The following is a 16,955-nucleotide window of genomic DNA, read 5'->3' as shown; positions in this document are numbered from 1 at the left end:
CAAGCTTGGAGTCCACGAAACCTTTTTTAGCGTACTCACTGTCCTCGGCGATGAATTCCTTCGGGTCATTGACCCCGAGCGAATACAGAAGCGTCTCTAAAGCTCGCATGTCGGCGTCACAGCGTGATAGCTCAAGCCTCTTGTTGGCTATGCGTCCTTCCAGATCCATAAGTTCGGTGTAATTCCTCCTGAAAGAGAAATATTCCTTCTTCTGGTCCCTTTCGGCAACGAGCACATCCAGTTCGGCCGCTAACTTCTCCCTGGCGGAGTCCGTTGACTGGTACTGTTTCACGGCTCCCCAGAGGGCTACCCAGTGGTTCACTGCTTCCATCTCGGCGCGCTGGAGGTGTTCTTTGGACTTGGCACCGTGCATTTCCATGCTCCGTTTTCTATGCTCTATGTATCCTTTCAGACCCAGCATGTGTTCAAGAATATCTCCCAGTATCGGTATCTTGCGTATCGGGGTCGTAACCCAGAACAGACCGTTCTTAGTGAACCCGACATTCACCAGGTTGCTCCAGGGCGTGGTGGCCGTTTTCCCGAAGAACTGCCCCATACCGCTGGAACTGATCCCTATATCGACATGTATCAAGGGTCCTCCCCAGAAAACAGCTTCTCTTGTTTCCTGGTGGTACCTGCGCTGTATAAGTTCTATTATCATCTTCCTGTGGGGGGTATGCTTACCGCCGGCCTTCTCGCAGCTGTCGATAAGCATCTGGAATATCCTGCGCCCGTCATCAGTCATCTGCACGCTCTCGGGCAGATGCTCGAAGCTAAGGACCGTCGCACCGGTCCTGTCGGATATCTTCCTGAGCATGTTAATGCTCTCCTCGCCGGGTTTGAGCAGGCCGATAAGCCTGTCGGAATTAACATCGAGGATCCTGTTCACAACTTCCTCTACGTCCGATATCTGGCCGCGTGTGGCGGATCTTCCCCTGTCGATTCTTCTTTTTATATCTCTCTGCAAATCATTCAGCCGCCCCATGAGTACCATGGTGTACTTATCCTGCACGCTGCGGCGCAGTTCAACGGCCTGGAAATTGTCCTTATCATGTTTGAGGGCCTGGCTGGTCGATTCCAGTATGCGATCGAGCATTCTCGTGCTCACGCGGTCGTTCTCGGTGGTCCTGAGCTGCCTCAGGTGCGTAGAGCTCAGCGGGCAGGTCGGGTCAGTTGTCCGAGTGTAACCGGTAAGTTTATCCACGTCGTTTTCGAAATCCACCGTACGGTTAAGCTGATATACGCTTCTTTTCAGGAAGGCCAGCGACCTTACGCCGTTGACAGCATCAAGCTCTTTTCTGACCATGGCCAAAGCCGCCGTCATCGCGGTTATCACCTTTTTCCCGTCGGGGGTGATCGGCGTGATCCCTTCGGCTTCGTCAAAGGAAGCGGCGATCCGGTAAAGCCCGCGGAGAGTTTCTTCGGCCTCTTCAAGTTCATCAAGATAATCCTCCGCGTCATCATTGTCCGCCTTGGAGATTTCATCTGTTATCTTTTTATACTCGGCGGCCTTATACTGCATACAGGCTATAAGCACCTTCGTCTGGTTCGCCACCAGCTTATCTCTCAGCTGCGTGTAAGTGTTATTGCCACCCTGGACAGGTCTCACGCAAGCGGTAAGGACCTTATCCGCGTTCTTTATGGCTTCTTCATATTCTCCGGTCGAAGCATCCTCCAGGATCTCCTCCAGTTCGGCGTTCATAAGTTTTATCAGGGCTATCTGGCTCTGCATCTCGAACAACCTGGCCTTGCCGGGCTGTATATCGTAACGCATAAGAGCGCGTACAAGCGATATATCCTCGAGGAGGTCTTCAATATCGTCTTCCACCGTGAGATCGTCCAGCCTCTGGCCTATTTTCTTTCTCGCCTCTTTCTTGTATCCATCGATCTTATCCTGCTGCTTACTGTTCGGGCCGAGCATCTCTATCTTCTGTGCCCTGTGGTAGACCTTGAGATACTCCAGGATCCATCCGCGGGTTGTATGGTATTCGTGGAACGGTGGTATCCACAGGCCGAACCTCCTAGAGAGGTCGCTTTCCATGCCGCTTATCTGGTTCTCGATCATATCGTTTATCTCCGATTCGGTCCTGGTCCGCGCGCCTTCTGCTCTCATCGCGTTTATCTTGGCTTCCGAGAGCGAGATATAGGCATCGATATGCCTGACCAGTTCGCCTGCCTTGGCACTGTTGGAGCCTTGCAGACGTTTAAGTTTGACCCGGAGGTCCTTCAGGAATCTCCTGTATTCTATAACTTCGTCCAGCTCGTAACCGGAGAAGACCTGCTCGATGATCTTCGAAGGTTCACGGGATTCGGCGCAGTAGGGCTTATCCATTTCAAGAGTGGGCATATGGCCCTTTCCGTAATGTGCATCCGGCTCCCAGCCCTCATAATATCCTTCGGGAATACCTACTCTGGCGACCATGTTCCATATGGCGTCGATAAGATGCGCTTCCACGGTATCCACATTGGTCTTACCAAGGTCCATGCCCGCCTTTTCGGCCAGCTTCCTTGCTTCGATGGAAGAACTCAGCCCTTCCGCGGCATAAGCGAGATACTCCCTATAGGAGGTCAACCAACCAGGGGTGTCCTTGAGCCTCTCCTCCATTGTCCTTAAAGCATTTTTGACCCTGTCCCGGCTGGAGATCTTTTCGATCTCGGCGATCCTGTCCTGGGCCTTTTTGAGATACCCCTCAGCCTGGCTGTCGGTATTATCGATATCGAGTATCGTCTGGGAATATTTTATGATTAGATGCATCTTTTCTTCTTCGGTCCGGATGTTATACCTGCGCGCCCTGCTGAAGATCTTGTTGATCTCGCGTTTATATGCCTTGGCCAGGTGCTTCTGCACCTCACCGAGCAGCTTTTCGGCGTCTTTGCCGGTAGCCGCATCTTTCGTCTCGGAGATGATCCTCTTAAGTTCCACGGTGAACTGTTCGAGCCTTTCCATATCCGCGCTGCACCTGGGTGTCTGGTCCTTTATATATGACAATCTGGCCCCGTGAAGCGTCCTGAGTATGACCGGCATCTGTTTTTCCACGCTCTTGCCGGTCTGGAAATGCTTGTCCATCACCGAGATCGCTTCCCTCAGATTGGCGATCATGGCCCTTAGCTTGATCTGGTCGAGCCCGGAAAGCCTCTCCCTTCTGTGAAGCCTTTCCAGTTCATCCAGCGATCTCTGCAGTTCTCTTTTCAGCTGACCCATGCTTCTTTTACCGTAAGGAGTCACCTGCCATCTGCCGTCAATACCTCTTATGAACATATCCGGATGGCTTGACATGAACTCCTCAAGCTGCCTGTCCATCTCATCGAGCATCTTTCGGTCTATTTTTATCCTGGTGCGCGTAGCACCCACGACCTTCCTGAGGTTTTCGTAAGCCATACGCAACTCGTTCCTGGCCCCTTCCAGGTCTCTGCCCAGCTGTATGAGATAGAACTCCTGGCGACGTCTGTCGTCGGAGTCGGCCATCGCCTCTATCCTGAGCTTCTTGTACCCGACATCCTCAGTCTTTATATCCACGGCTTCCTGAGCTCTCTTTATGCGGGAAACCGCATTGGCTATTTCTACCATGAGCTCGGAGCCCTTGGTCTTTGATTCCAGCATCGCCGATTTAAGGGCGTATTCCGTGGCAAGTTCACGGTTCTCACCGCCAAGGTCAAACAGATACCACCTCAGGCAGGCACGCATGCTCATCCCGATATCGGCTTCCTCTATCGCATCCTCGAATATATCGTTATCCGAGGCATGTTCCTGTCTCCATTCAAGGTCAGTGAAACCCTTGAAAAGCTTCATGCTGAATATGAGTTTGGGGATATACCAGCTGTCAGATGCTTCTTTTTCCTTGATAGCGCGGGTTTTGGCTATCCTGGCCCATATGCGGTTCATCCTGCCGTTCCTCAGGGCCATTGAGAAAAGCTGGCCAAGGTCAGTTATCTCCGCTTCCCTTCTTCTCTGATCGGCCACCTTCTTTTCGGCGAACCTTCCGAACATCCTGAACTTAGCCCTTGCTATCCTCAGCTGCAGCTGGTGCCACCTTAGCGCGTCCTCCGCCTGCTGCAGGTTCTTTACTATGTGGACGGCGCTCGTGCGATCGATCAGTGCCGGCTGTTCAGTGGAAAGCTTTATCATGCGATCGTATGCCGCGCGGGCTTCTATGAGCACCTCCCTGTCCTTCTCTATAACGGCCTCAAGACCTTCTATATGAGCGGCAAGTTTGTTTATCTCGCTGTCCATATCCCTGACCTCGTCACGGAAAGCGGCTATAGCCGTTTCGACCTCCCTCTGCGCGATCTGATCCTCTTTATTGCGGAGATGATCATAATCGACCTGAAAGTCCAGCAGACTTAGAGAAACTATATCATCTATCGGTTTTTCCTCGAAAACGCTCAGAAGGTTGACCATAAGTCCGCTGGAGGCCCTCACCCTTACTAAAGACGGGGCGTAATGGCCGGCTTCCACCACCCATTGTCTGGCGGCTTCAAGGCGCGTGGAGTAATAATCGCCCGAAACCTGCTCAAGGGCTTTTACAAGTTCTGCCTCACTCACTTCGCGCAGGTTCATCTGTTTTACAAGGTCCGCGTTCATATCGATGCCGAGGGCCCATTTGATACGGACCTGTTCAATTCTCGACTTCTTCCTGGCCGCCGCAAGGCGCCTGGCGAGAAGGAGCCTCCTCTGCTGGAGGATGATCTTCTCTTCCCGGCCGGCCTTCTTGATACGGGCGTCCAGTTCCGCTATCTCATGGGACATCCTGTCCACGTCCGCAAGAGAGGTCTTAAGCTCCACGAGACGTTCTACCGTAATGAGAAGGTTCCTGCTTCTTGCGGCCTTCCACATGCTTTCGGCTTTCCTCTTGGCGGCTGCAACGGCTTTCGCCCTTGCTCCGTGGTCACTGTCATATATGGAGAAATTCATCATCAGCCGGGCCAGTTCCCTGGGATGGAACAATAATTCGTCAACCGAATGCCCGTCAGCCGTCCCCTGAGAGACCCAGAGGAGCAATCCTAGTTCTTCCTCGTCACTGAGGGTAAGTTCCCCGTCCCCGTACTCACGTAGGTAATCGTTAACATCGTCCATGTTCTCCATGATGTTATCCATCATGTCGGAGGCGGAATGTTCATATATCCCGGCCTGTTCGGCTATTATCAGCCAGTTAACCAACTCACGTATGTTCCTCTGCCATTCGGGAGCGCTGTTATTGCCGGCATTGGCGATAAATACCGTAGCCGGCCATGAGGGATCTATAGTATGTCCTGTTTCGGTGGCGAGCTGCTGAATCTGCGGATAGAGATCTTGGATCATGTCATTATATGTATCGGCGGCTATCCAGATATCGTCACTGGTATCGCTCTGTGTACCATTGTCGCTTATCATTATCCACCATCTGCCCAAAGCGTCCTGCTGGGACTCGAAGGAATTGACCAGGCGGATGCGGTCTGCAGTGGATAGCGGCACCTGCGGGAAGCCGCTGAAATCCACACTTACCGGCAGGTCACTCGAAGTACTGCCCGAACCGTCCCCCACCGCGAACCGCGGCAACCTGTCCCCAAGCGAATACCCGAATACAAGCTGTATGAAGAGCCTGTTATCCAGGGTCTTTTCCTCGGCTATTGTATCTATGAGTTCCTTTATCCTGTCGATCTCCTCGGTGCTCTTTTTGGCGCGGGAAAGAAGCTCTCTGACCTTTATGACATCGGCTGTATCCACCCTGTCGCTCAGGGCGCTCCGGAGGAGTATCTCCCCGAGCCTGAAATAAGCATCCACCAGTTCGGAGTCATAGACCCCGGGGGCCTCGCTTCTGATCTTCTCCGCGTCGGCCCTGAACTTTTCCCAGGCCTGCTCGGTGTTCTCTGCGTTCTCGGCCAAAGCATACTGCGGTGCGGTCCTGGCGAACTTGATGACCCTGTCATGATAGGCCGCCATGGCGTCCCTTACTTCCTTCAAAAGCACCCCAGCCTCGTGGGCTCTTACCCTGTAACCGGTCTTCGACACATCATCGACCATATCAGCCGAATCTAGGGCTTTCTCCAACGTCTGTTTCAGTTTGTTGAAGAGAGCCACGTCGGCGGCCTTGGCGGATCCTTCCATCTTTGCAAGTATCGACTCTATCTCTGTTACCTGGGCCTTTTCTTTTTCGTCCCTGGCCTTCTCAAGAGCGTCGAGCCTTCTTTTCATGGCAGCTTCTGCGTTAACTATGCTTCTTGAATACCTGTCCTTGGTCCTTTCATCAAGAAGTTCCGTTTCGGCAAGAGCTTTCTTCATTTCACTCACCTTTTCGTCGAAAACGTTCTTGTGGGCATCTATGATGGCGGCATTTATCTGTTTGAGCAACTCTTCAAGCCTTTTGACTTCCTTTTCCCTGGCATCTAACCTTGCCTGCAGTATCGACCTGGATATCCCGGCAAGTCTCCTGTTCTCAAGAATGAGGCGGTGATCCTTCCCTATATCCGGGTTTTCCGCAAGGCGTTCAAGCATATGCTCCAGTTCCGCGGCCCACCTGTCGAAAGCATCCTTGTCCGCGCCTTCGGCCGCATCGTTCATCTTATCAAGTATCTGGTCTATCCTGTCGGCAAGCTCCTTGAGCCTGGCCTGCTTCCTCGCGTTTTTAAATGCCTCTCTCTGGGCCAGCACCTTTTCAAGAAGCGCTCTGTGCCTTTGCGCCTGGAGTTCATAATTGGTGGATTTGGACTTAATATCCCCTCTCTCCTGTTCGGTAAGCAGCTCAGCGTTGCCGGACCGGTACAGTTCCAGCGTTGCTTTTAATCTTTCCTCGGTCTTTTCGAACTGTTCAACATCACCCTGCAGGGCCTTGCGGCGCATGAAATTAAGCATGCGCTCTATTTCCGATTCCATGTTCTGCAGCTCCGTGAGCCTGTTACGGCGCATCTGCTGCATGGTCCTCTGCTCCTCGAGCTGCTGCTCATGTTTATAGACCGCTTCTGTGCGTTTGACATGGGCGGCCTTCGCGCCGCCGGTAAGCATCGGAAAACCTATGGCAAAAAGGAACGAATACCTCAGCGCCTTCATCCAGTTCTCCGGATCACGCGCCGATTCATAAGCTTTATCAAGATATGTCCTGACGAGATTGAATTCGCTGAAAAGCGCCAGGTAGGCGTTCACCGCAAGTTCACCATGTTCGTTCCTCTGCATGACTTCGCCGTGAAGGTTCACGGTATTGCGGAAATATATGATATTCTCTATACTGCGTTTAAGATCAGATATATCCCATTTCCCGCCGCTCGGAGGACCGTGTATCGTGATCTCGTTCATTATCCTGCTGAGGACCGAATTGTCTTCCGAGGCATCCCATAATTTGTTGATCGCCAGCAGATACGGGTTATCCGTGTTGAAGCGCTCCTTCTTGAAAGCGATGATACTGCTTCTGAGCCGGATCATCTCGTTGCGGGATATTACATCCCTTGCGAGCCTCAGGCTCTTGATGGATTTCTCGGAGATATTGCTGTTGGCGTACTGGTACTTATAAATCGCCTTTGCTATTCTCAGCACAAGATAAAGGCCGAGCACAACCCCGACGGTTATCGGTACCCCTGAAATAAGACTGCTTTTGCTGAACAGACCCCATACCGAAAGCGTAACTGTGGCCACAGCTCCCAGCCCCGGAGCCCACTGCCTTACGTTAAGAACATTCTGTTCGAAGATCGTGGCCACAAGGCTTCTGGTCCTTGAAATACCCGTTATCTTGGACTCTATCTGAGAAAGCCTCTTCGCCGAATACCATTGAGCTACGAGGTATCCGGTCAAACTCAAAAGGAACGGAACCGAAGCAAGCGTCATGACAGTTGTCAGGGGGGCGGATGTCATGCCGACGGCCTTGGTAACGCCGAGCATCAGCAATGTAACGGGAATTGCGGTATAGATCCCCATGCGTATTGTCTTCCAGTGCAGAGCATGCGTGCCGAAAGCCTTGGATATGACCTTCCTCGCGGTCACCATCAGCAGCGCGGCCGCGGCAAGCCCGGCTATATAGGTTAAAGGATTGACCTGCGTCGCCATCGTGAAAACGAAAACACCTGCGGAAAGCGTCAGAACGCTGTCTATTATGACCGTAAAATACCTTTCTGCCAGACTGGGGCGGTGCACTCCTCTTTCCTTTATCCTTTTCCAGTTCACGAGTATGGTCACGCCCGTGGTCAACATGCCCAGAGCGCCAATTGCCGCGCCCACACCCACGGTCACCGGAGCCACTACCAAAGCGCCTTCTATGAAAGGCGGAAACGCCGCGGTCACTATAAGACAAAGCCCCGCCAGCATGGGAGCGATGTAATTGACAAGGTTGAGCACCTGCTGGAACACGAACTTGATCATTGAACCCGTAAAACTCACTCCGTCTATTTCATGGAAGGCCCTGGCAAAATTCCTGAGGCTCTTGTCCATTTCCTGGAACTGTTTAAGGAATTTCCTCTGCATCATCATCGTGACCGCCAGAAATACGACCCCGGCCAGGCCGGTCAGGAAAATAAGATAAGCATCATTCGATAATAGCGAGAACGCGTCGGAAGTAAGCTTGACCGTCAGATACTGTATGTCCATTACCCTGAAAAGGCTTTTGAATATGGCCCAGAAAGCGGTCATCGTAAGTACCGAAAGGCCTATCCGCGGGTTCACGGCTATAAGAGCGCCGATAGCTATTAGCAGGATATACCCGGGAGTCGCCGGCAATCCCAGTATATCGAAAAAGCTGACGATGACATTCGGAGCGAACATTGTGGTGGTAAAAAGGGCTCCCATAGCCAGAAGCGCCCTAACGGCGATCCGGAAAAAGCTCAAACTTTTGTGGGGAGCACCGAACTCCGATTCATAGGCTTCTTTGACCATGGCTTCGCGGTTAACGACCGGGTCTATCTGCAGGAGAGCCTGGCGCCATCCGTAATGCCTCAGGAACCTGTCCAGGTCCTTCTGTATGTTTCCGGCTTTCCCGAGAAATCTCTTCCAGGAGACGTCCATCTTGACTATCGGGAACATGAGCTTCTTGCGTTCGACCTCGAGCTCTCTTATGGTCTCGAGCAAGGACTCCCTTCTACCCATGATCTTTATCAGGTGATCGGCGGATGTGATCCCCTTGGCGGCCAGATCCGTGATATTCCTGCCCACTTCCTCATCCTCGTCGCAGGCTATCATTACTTTTTCGATTATCTGGGAAGCTGATGCGTCCCTTGAGGGCGCCGGTTCCCCGATCAGGTCCATGAACTCTTCCCCGTGTTCGATTATATTGCGGTCGATATCCTCAAGTTTCTGCTTCTCCACCTGCATCCTGTCAACCACCTGACGCAACATTTCCACCGCTTCTTCGCGTTTCTCGAAGAAAGAAACCTTCAGTTTCCCTATGTATTCGGAAAGTTCCTGGTGCTGGCGATTAGCATAGATATGTCTTTTCTTGATCGACTCCCTTATCTCTTCAACGATCTGTTTGACTATGGGTTCACCCCCTATATGCTTGCTGGGCCTGGATTCGTCCTTTTCCACAGCATCGAGCAGATCCCTGAGCACCTTGACCCCTTCCGGATGAGCTTCCGCATATTTGGTGAAAGCCCTGTCTTCAAGAGACCAGAACCCCATCCATACACCGGGGCGTCCGTTCCTTCCGACACGGCCCCTGAACTGTATGTCCGAAGCTGACAGCTCGTCAAAATACGTGGATATGCCGAAAAGTCCGCCTATCCTGGAGGATTCAGCGGTAAGTTTTATGTCTATACCGCGTCCGCCGAGGTTGGTGACTATGGTGATCTGGCCTTCTTTACCGGCTCTTTTCTTTATCTGGTCGATGTCCGCGTAGGTGGCCGCGGTCATAAGCTCTATGTTATTGATCTTGTTCTTCTCTTCCTCGCTGAGGTCTTTGTAATGTTTATTGAACTGTTTCCGGGCCATTTCCTCGAGGAGATCTTTACCGGTGTTCTCACTGAGGCCGTTCCTTATAAGAGCGGCCATCTCCCTGGCTTCGAGGTCATTGGCGACCTTTATCAGGATGGGCCTCTTCTGCTCGTTCTTGTGTTCTCTCATAACTACCCTGAGGACCGCCTTTACCTTTCTCGTGCGGGTAGCATATATCTGCGGGTCTTTTTCCTCCCTGCGGCTTTCTATCACGGCCTTGTCTATCTGGGACCTTTCCTCGTCGCTGAGGTTAAAATAGGGTTTATTGAACTGCCTTATCGAGAGCTCTTCCCTGAGTTGCTGCAGGATGTCGACCGTCCTGAGGCGGTGAAGCTGCCACATGGCGTCCTTCTCGCTTGTCGCGGTAACACCGCCGAAAGAATGTATGAAAGGTTGCTTGAGGAATCCCGTCAAGGTGCCCCATGCTACGACAACGCCCTCGGGCCGAACTTCAAGGCCTTCCTTGGCCTCTATAGCGGCGTGAAGGCCATGCGAAAGCCTCCTGCCGTACATGGGTTTACCCGTACCCTCGTCCAGCAGTATGATCTCGTCCTTGCCGTTCACCTTCATTACGCTGTAATCCTTGTCCTTCACGTAGAAAAGAGACGCCGCCAGGGCCCTCTCGGCCAGCTCCTCGAACTTGGACATGTCCTGTTTGACTTCGTCGATCTTCCTGCCCGAATCGACCAGTGCCTGCTGAAGTACCTCGAGACCGCGGGAGTTCAGCATGACAAACCTTTCGTTCTCCTTCTTTTCGTAAAGCCCCGGATGGTTAAGGATCTTTTCGCGGACAATACCGTCTATCTGGTAAATGAGGTCGGTATCCTCTTCCGGCCTGACGGGGAATTCTTCCTTGGCCTCTATTGCGGCCTGGAGATGGTACGGAAGCCTTCCGAACTTGACGCGGCCGGTACCCTCGTCCAGCATTACTATTTCCTGTTTTCCCTGAACGGGCATTTCCATGTAATGGGTGTATTTCTCGTCAAAAAGGTGCGCGGCGATCGCCGTCTGTGCCAGTTCGCAGTAAGAGGCTAAATTCGCCTTGATCTTGTCCTTGGGTATGCCCAGTTCACCGAGCTTTTCCGTGAGCCTGTAGGAACCGTCTTCGTTCAGGATCACCGCCTTCTTGTCGGTATTCGTCTTGTAAAGATCCGTATTACTGCGTATAATGCCGTCCACCTCGGCTTTCTCTTCGGATGTAAGCTCACCGTAGGACCTGTGGTGATCTCTCTCGGCCAGTTTATCGCGCATGGCCGCAAGGTTGAAGCTCTCCGCGCCGACACCCAGTTCTTCCCTCAGCTTACGCAGCACGATATGCTCTGTTACCACCTGGTCGATCCTCCTCAGAAGCCTTGGATCGCCCTGCGTGCTGGAAACTATGAACGGGTTTGAAAGGTCATATAGAAGAGGTACGTCAGCCTCATCCATGCGAAGTCGCCATTTCCGGCTGATAAAATGTCTCTCATTCGGGTCCTGTGTCATTTTCTCGTTCTGTGAACGGTGAACGAACTTGTCAATAGTGCCGTAAACGACCATCGCCTCGGAATATACCCTGCTGTCGTTCTCGACCTTCTCCAGATCGCCGGTGGCTCTGTCAAAGAGATATCCCTGTACCTGTCCGTCAGTTCTGGTGCCCACGAAACCCACCTGTATGCCGAGTTCGGACAGCACTCTGGCCGCTTCTTCGGCGTCCTCCTTCGCCTTGGATTCTTCGGTGGAAGTTACCAGTATACCCTCTCTGTTTCTCCTGCCCTCTTCGCTCAAAGCTCTTATGGCCATGATATACGCGGCCGTATAAAGGGCTATGGTCTTACCGGAAGATGTCGGCATCTGGCCTATCCGGCTCCTGATCCTGCCGTCACTGGAGGTCGTTTCCTTGATGATCACGTCCTTTACAGCCTTTCTCTGGCTGGCATAAAGATTCGTGAATTTCCTGAACCTGGAACGGAAAGCGGATTCCAGGACACGTTCAGCCATATTCTGCACGTTGCTGGCATTGATCCTGGACTCCTCGCTCCTGGTGAGACCCGGCGAAGAATCAAAAACCACGCTCAGTTGCTTCAAGCCATCGACCATGGTCTTCCTGGCCTCCCTTTCGGTCTGGTCGGACATCATGATCTTGCTGAAAGCTATCTCAACCGCACCAACTATTTCCAGGGCACGGGCCTCCTCGTACATGCGCTGCGTCATTGAAGCGAACTCCTCCTTTAACCTGGAGGGTTCCTCTTCCATGTTCTCGGCTATGACCTGCTCGATCACCGAGATCGCATCATCGGCGATATCTTCCATGCTCTGGCCCTTGTTAATGCGCTCGATAAGTTCCTTTGTCCTGTCGTTCTGATCGGGTCTGGCGGCCTTGATATTAACGTGCGATTTTTTGTGCAACTCCCGAGTGTCGTGTTCCCTTTGCGCTTCCAGGGCGATGAGCTGCTGGGTCTCGGTAAGCTGGGGTTTCCTTCTCTTGGATGCCTCGACCGTTGCCTGCATAGCGCAGAAATTGAACATGCGCGTTAGTTCTTCAACGTCTTCGGGAACGATCTCTTCGGTAATACCGTACCTTCTCATTATCCGGTGCATCTCTTCGCGCTGTTCTTTTATGAAATCTTCAATGTACTTGACGCTCTTGTTTTCGAACTCCTCGGACTTCATAACCCTTGAATGCCAGTTGTCCATGTGCTCAAGGACCTTGAAGGCGCCTTTCTTGGCGATTATCTGTCTGATGCCGGCCACTTCACCGTCACCTTTGACAAAGAACTCGAAATCCCTGTAAAGCATCTCTTCAAGCTGCTGCGGGGTTGTTCTGCGAGGCTGGCCGGTCTGTTTTTCCGTTTCGGATATTTGCGCTTCAAGCTCCTTCTTCCTGTAATTGAGCTCCTTCATCTTTACGCGAATGATATCCTCGAGTTTTTCCACATCGGGGATATTCTCATTATCGATCTGCTCCATCTGCCTGCGCCAGTCCTTCAGCCACACGCGTATCTCGATTATGCCCTTTTCAGCTGTCGCTTCCACCTTGCTCTTCTGGCGGGTTTCCTGGGCTTCGTATATCTTCTTTACCTTATCAAGGATCTGCTGAAGCTCCTCCCAGAGAGGCTTCTTGGTCAATGAATCCAAAGCGCCCCTGAGGCTCTCTTCGCTCATGCTGTATTCGGTTATCTCGTCCTCGGCCTGTATGATATCCTCCTGGCTTACGGGAGGATACATTTCAATATGCCTCAGCCTGCCTATAAGGCGGACCGCGGCGGCCATTATTTCATTATGCTGTATAAGCGTCTCGGACCTCGCCTGGTCTCGATCGGCCTGTTCCTTCCCAGCTTCCTCGGGTTCACCCGATTCGATACGATTAATGCGCGCGAGAATGTTCCGGGCGTTCTCGTTACCGGCATCAAGTTCAAGCACCCTGTCAGCCTTCTGGCGGGCGCGGGTGTAGTGGCCGGCCGTCATATCCTCTTCTGCCGTCTGCAGAAGACCCATGATCTTCGCGGCATTCCTCTCGGCGACCGTCTTCCCCTCACGCAGAGCCGAAAGTACAGGCTGCGCGAGCCGCTCTATCGAGTCATCTCTCATCTGGAAGAGTTCCGCTATCAGACTGCCGGTATCGGTAGGTCTGGCTGACTCATCTTCCAGCCTCGCCATCATTTTCTCGGTAACTGTTTTCCTGGTCTTCGGGTTCACCTGCCCCAGTGCGAACTTGAGCCTTTCCTTTATCCTGCTCTTGAGGGTAGAAAGCCCGCTTCTTTCCAGTATGGTAAGCTCGGCGTTCACGGAACTGACCTGACTCTGGAACTTCTGCGCTTCAAGATTGATTTCCCTGGCAGTTTCGCGTGCCTGTCCCAGGTCAAGTATGTCCGCGGGTTTCTTGCCGGAAGCGATAACATCCTCCACTTCACGTGCTATGATATTGTATACGGCTAAGTGGCTGTCTATCCCCAGAAGGTCCATGAACATTTCCGTCCTGTGTGAGAATTCTGCACCCTCTGGCTCGCCTTTTTCAGCGGCTTCTTCTTCCGCTTTAGAAGGCGCGGCTATCTCAGGTCCGGCTTTTTCCTCAGGCGCCTTTTCCTGGTCCGGTTCTTCATCCGCTTCTTCATAAGCCTTTTCCAGTATGCCCTTTTCCTCGATCTCTGCGGCTTCTTCAGCGGGCTTTTCTTCTGCCTGGCCAGCCTCTTCGATCTCCATGCTTTCTATGTAACTGAGTAATATCAAAATAAGCCTTACACGCGTTGCCTCCTCCTGTTCGAAACCCATTACCGGTATAAGTGACTGCATCGCCAGATCGGTCCGTCCGTCCTCGATCTCGCTAACCGCCTGGCTGACAGCCTCGCGATACCCGGCTTCTTCGGCAGAGTCAACCGGCACTATGAACTCAAGTTGTTTATCAGCCAGCTGAGCGGGGCTTTCTTTCTGCCGTTCCTCCCAGTCCGAATCAATACCGTTATAAACGAATTCGTACAATTTCATGTCCTTTTCAATCCCGTAACGCGCCAGAAACCCTTCCCGGGTCAGAAGCTCCTTGCCCGCCAGCTCCTCTTCAAGCAGGCCTTTCTCTTCCTCGCTTTCTGGTTCGAAGACAGGCTCTATTACCGGCTCTTGTCCGGCCGGTTCTTCTTTCGCGCTCTTGAGTTCACTAAGCGCGGCCTGCAAACGGTCCCACAAAGGTTCCTGCGTTTCCGGATCGCGGCTTCCCTCAAGGGTCTCCTCGTTGAGGTTGAACCTGTCGATATCCGACTCAAGCGCCGCTATTTCAGCCTCGAGGACATCGCCGGTCATATGTTCTTTCTGAGCGACCAGCCCCTTGATCCTCTGCATTATCGACGAATAATCGGTCAATATTTGTGCCTGCGGTATGGATGCCGCCTTTTTCTGGGCTTTCAGCTTAGATATTATCGGCTCCAGGATAAGGGAATAGGCATCAGTCCTGATATACTTTATCTCGGCTACAAAAGTACCGGCATCGGCGGGCTCGGCCCTCTGTTCGGCCCTATTCTGGACCTGTTCCCTGACCTGCGGTTCAAGCTGGTCTATCTGGGCGCTTATCATTCCGAGATTACTGCTGATAACCCCGGCCAGATCTGTTCCCGGAGCGCTCTCGGCGCTCTTTATGATCGGCTCATAAAGGGCTATAAGAGCGGTGAACGTACTGTATGCCTTGGTGGCCTTTGAAACTATGTTTTTGCATTGCGAAAAATTCATTATTTCCGTAAGGACGCATCCTGATTCGACCGCTTTCTGGGCTTCAATACCCACTATATCCCAGCCCTCGGAGTCTTCCTTCAGGCCTATCAGGTTCAGAAACTTCTCGACCTCTTCCGAAAAAGCTGTTTTGCCGGGTTCTATAACAGGAGTAACCTGCGGTATCGGTGCCTGGACCTCGGGCTCTGGTCTGGGAGCCGGGGGCACCGGTCTTGCTATCTCAGGCCCCGTTTCTTCTTCTGATGCTTCTTCACTTTCTTCAGCTTCCGGTACGCCTTCGCTTACGACCGGCCTTGGAACCGAGCGGATGGCTTTCTTGCCCAGCTGCATATCTTCAGGGGGCCCCTGCTCTTTCTTCTTTGGCTTTTTCGGGGCTTTCTTCTTGGGAGCCTTGCCTCTCTGTTTGGCTATCTCGTTGTTGAGCTCCGTTCTCAGGTCATCCGCCCATTCTTTGAGGCTTTTACCTCTCTCGTTCTTGCCGCCCAGCGCGTAGATCTGGTCCAGAGCCGAGTTAAGATGTTTTCTGCCCTTTTTGACATTGCCGTCGGCGATCGCCGTGCCGGCCGTGTTAAGGCTGTCGGTTATCTTTTTGATTATTTTGTCTTCGGCGTCTTTTTTCGCGCTTTTGGCTGTAGCCAAAAGCTGGCGCGCCTGCTGGTTGTGTTTATCCATCTCCAGCACCTCGGTAAGGAGCTTTATCGCCCGGTCATAATCGGCCGCGCCCCACAACCTGTTCCAAAGCCCCATGCAGCTTTTAGCTTCGGCGATCTTCTGCTGGATTTTCGCCTGGGGAGTGAGAGCCGTTGATTTCCTTGCCGGGGCTTCGGCTTTTTTCTCGGGTTTCTCTTCGGCGTCCGCGGTCCTGGCAGAGGCTCCGATGCGTTTTCTGAGGTGGTATACGGTGGCCTGCTTTTTGAATTGCAGCTTGTCCCAGGTGTTCTTATCGACCGTATTTTTGGAAACGTTCAGTTCCCTCATGCGCGCTTCTATCCTGGCCATTTCAGCTTCGATAACGGCTTCCGTTATGGTGCCGGGTTTATCCCTGAGATCGACCAGTTCGTCTATTATTACCTTCGCGTTGTTTTCGGCACCCGATATCAGGATGTCCGAGGCATCCTCATAAATGAAATTCACCGACGGAGCTTCGTGCCCCGTTACCGGGTAAGGGTTCTGATCATGGTATTCATTGTTAAGAGAACGTGCCTTGTCGATGTTCTCCCGGATCCAGTCTCTCATCTGCTGCGGTTCAAGAGCCAGATCCCGGCGTTTGGCTTCCCACATGCCCATTTCATAGAATTCATGAGCCAGGATCCGATCGTCGCAGTAATCCTCATCAATATAGATCACGGGTTCCCCGTAACTTCTGCCCAGGCCTATCTGCGCCTTTATCCCTGTTGCCGCGTAAAGCCCTTTTACGGGTATGACCCTTGCGCTTATCTGGTAATCTTCTCCGTAATCCTTGCTGTCGATCTTGTCCGGATACAGCTTTCTGAGGTTCTCCTGCCTTTTTTCGAGAGTATCGGCCAAAAGCCCCTCGGGAAGGTTGTTCCTTATATATGTATTTACCTTGTAATGGGAGATCACCCTCATCTCAGAAAATACTCTGGAAGCGAATGATAGGACCATGCGCTTGAGGTCCGTGTACTCCCTCCAGTCGTCGCTGATCCTGACGCCCTTTGCCTTAAGCCTTGTCACTACCTTGTCAGGGGTGGCCGCCCTCATACCGTATTGTTCCACACCCAGCTGATCGGCGATCTCTTTGGCAAGTTCATCGGAGGAAAGGCTTTCGTTGATACTCTCCCTTTTCTCCTCGTCCAGGATACGAGTACCCGGCCTGTCCATTCTCACCTTCGTGCTCATCCTTCTTCTGTAATGC

General features: G+C 52.5%; 1 protein-coding gene (running past one end of the window). It reads right to left on the bottom strand.

The genetic code is table 11. The features are described from left to right. Positions 1-16,939, bottom strand: partial view of a hypothetical protein gene (locus GF409_04055; GenBank protein ID MBD3426389.1) — the 5' end (the start) only. Its footprint begins 17,465 nt before the window's first position; the window shows 16,939 of its 34,404 coding nt (coding positions 1-16,939); it begins with the start codon at positions 16,937-16,939; its stop codon lies off the left edge, out of view. Between the last annotated feature and the right edge of the window lie 16 nt (positions 16,940-16,955).

Source organism: Candidatus Omnitrophota bacterium, from assembly GCA_014728045.1.
Lineage (GTDB): Bacteria > Omnitrophota > Gorgyraeia > Tantalellales > Tantalellaceae > WJMH01.
The sequence above is the reverse complement of the archived record's forward strand: the minus strand, read 5'-3'. Positions and strand labels throughout refer to the sequence as shown.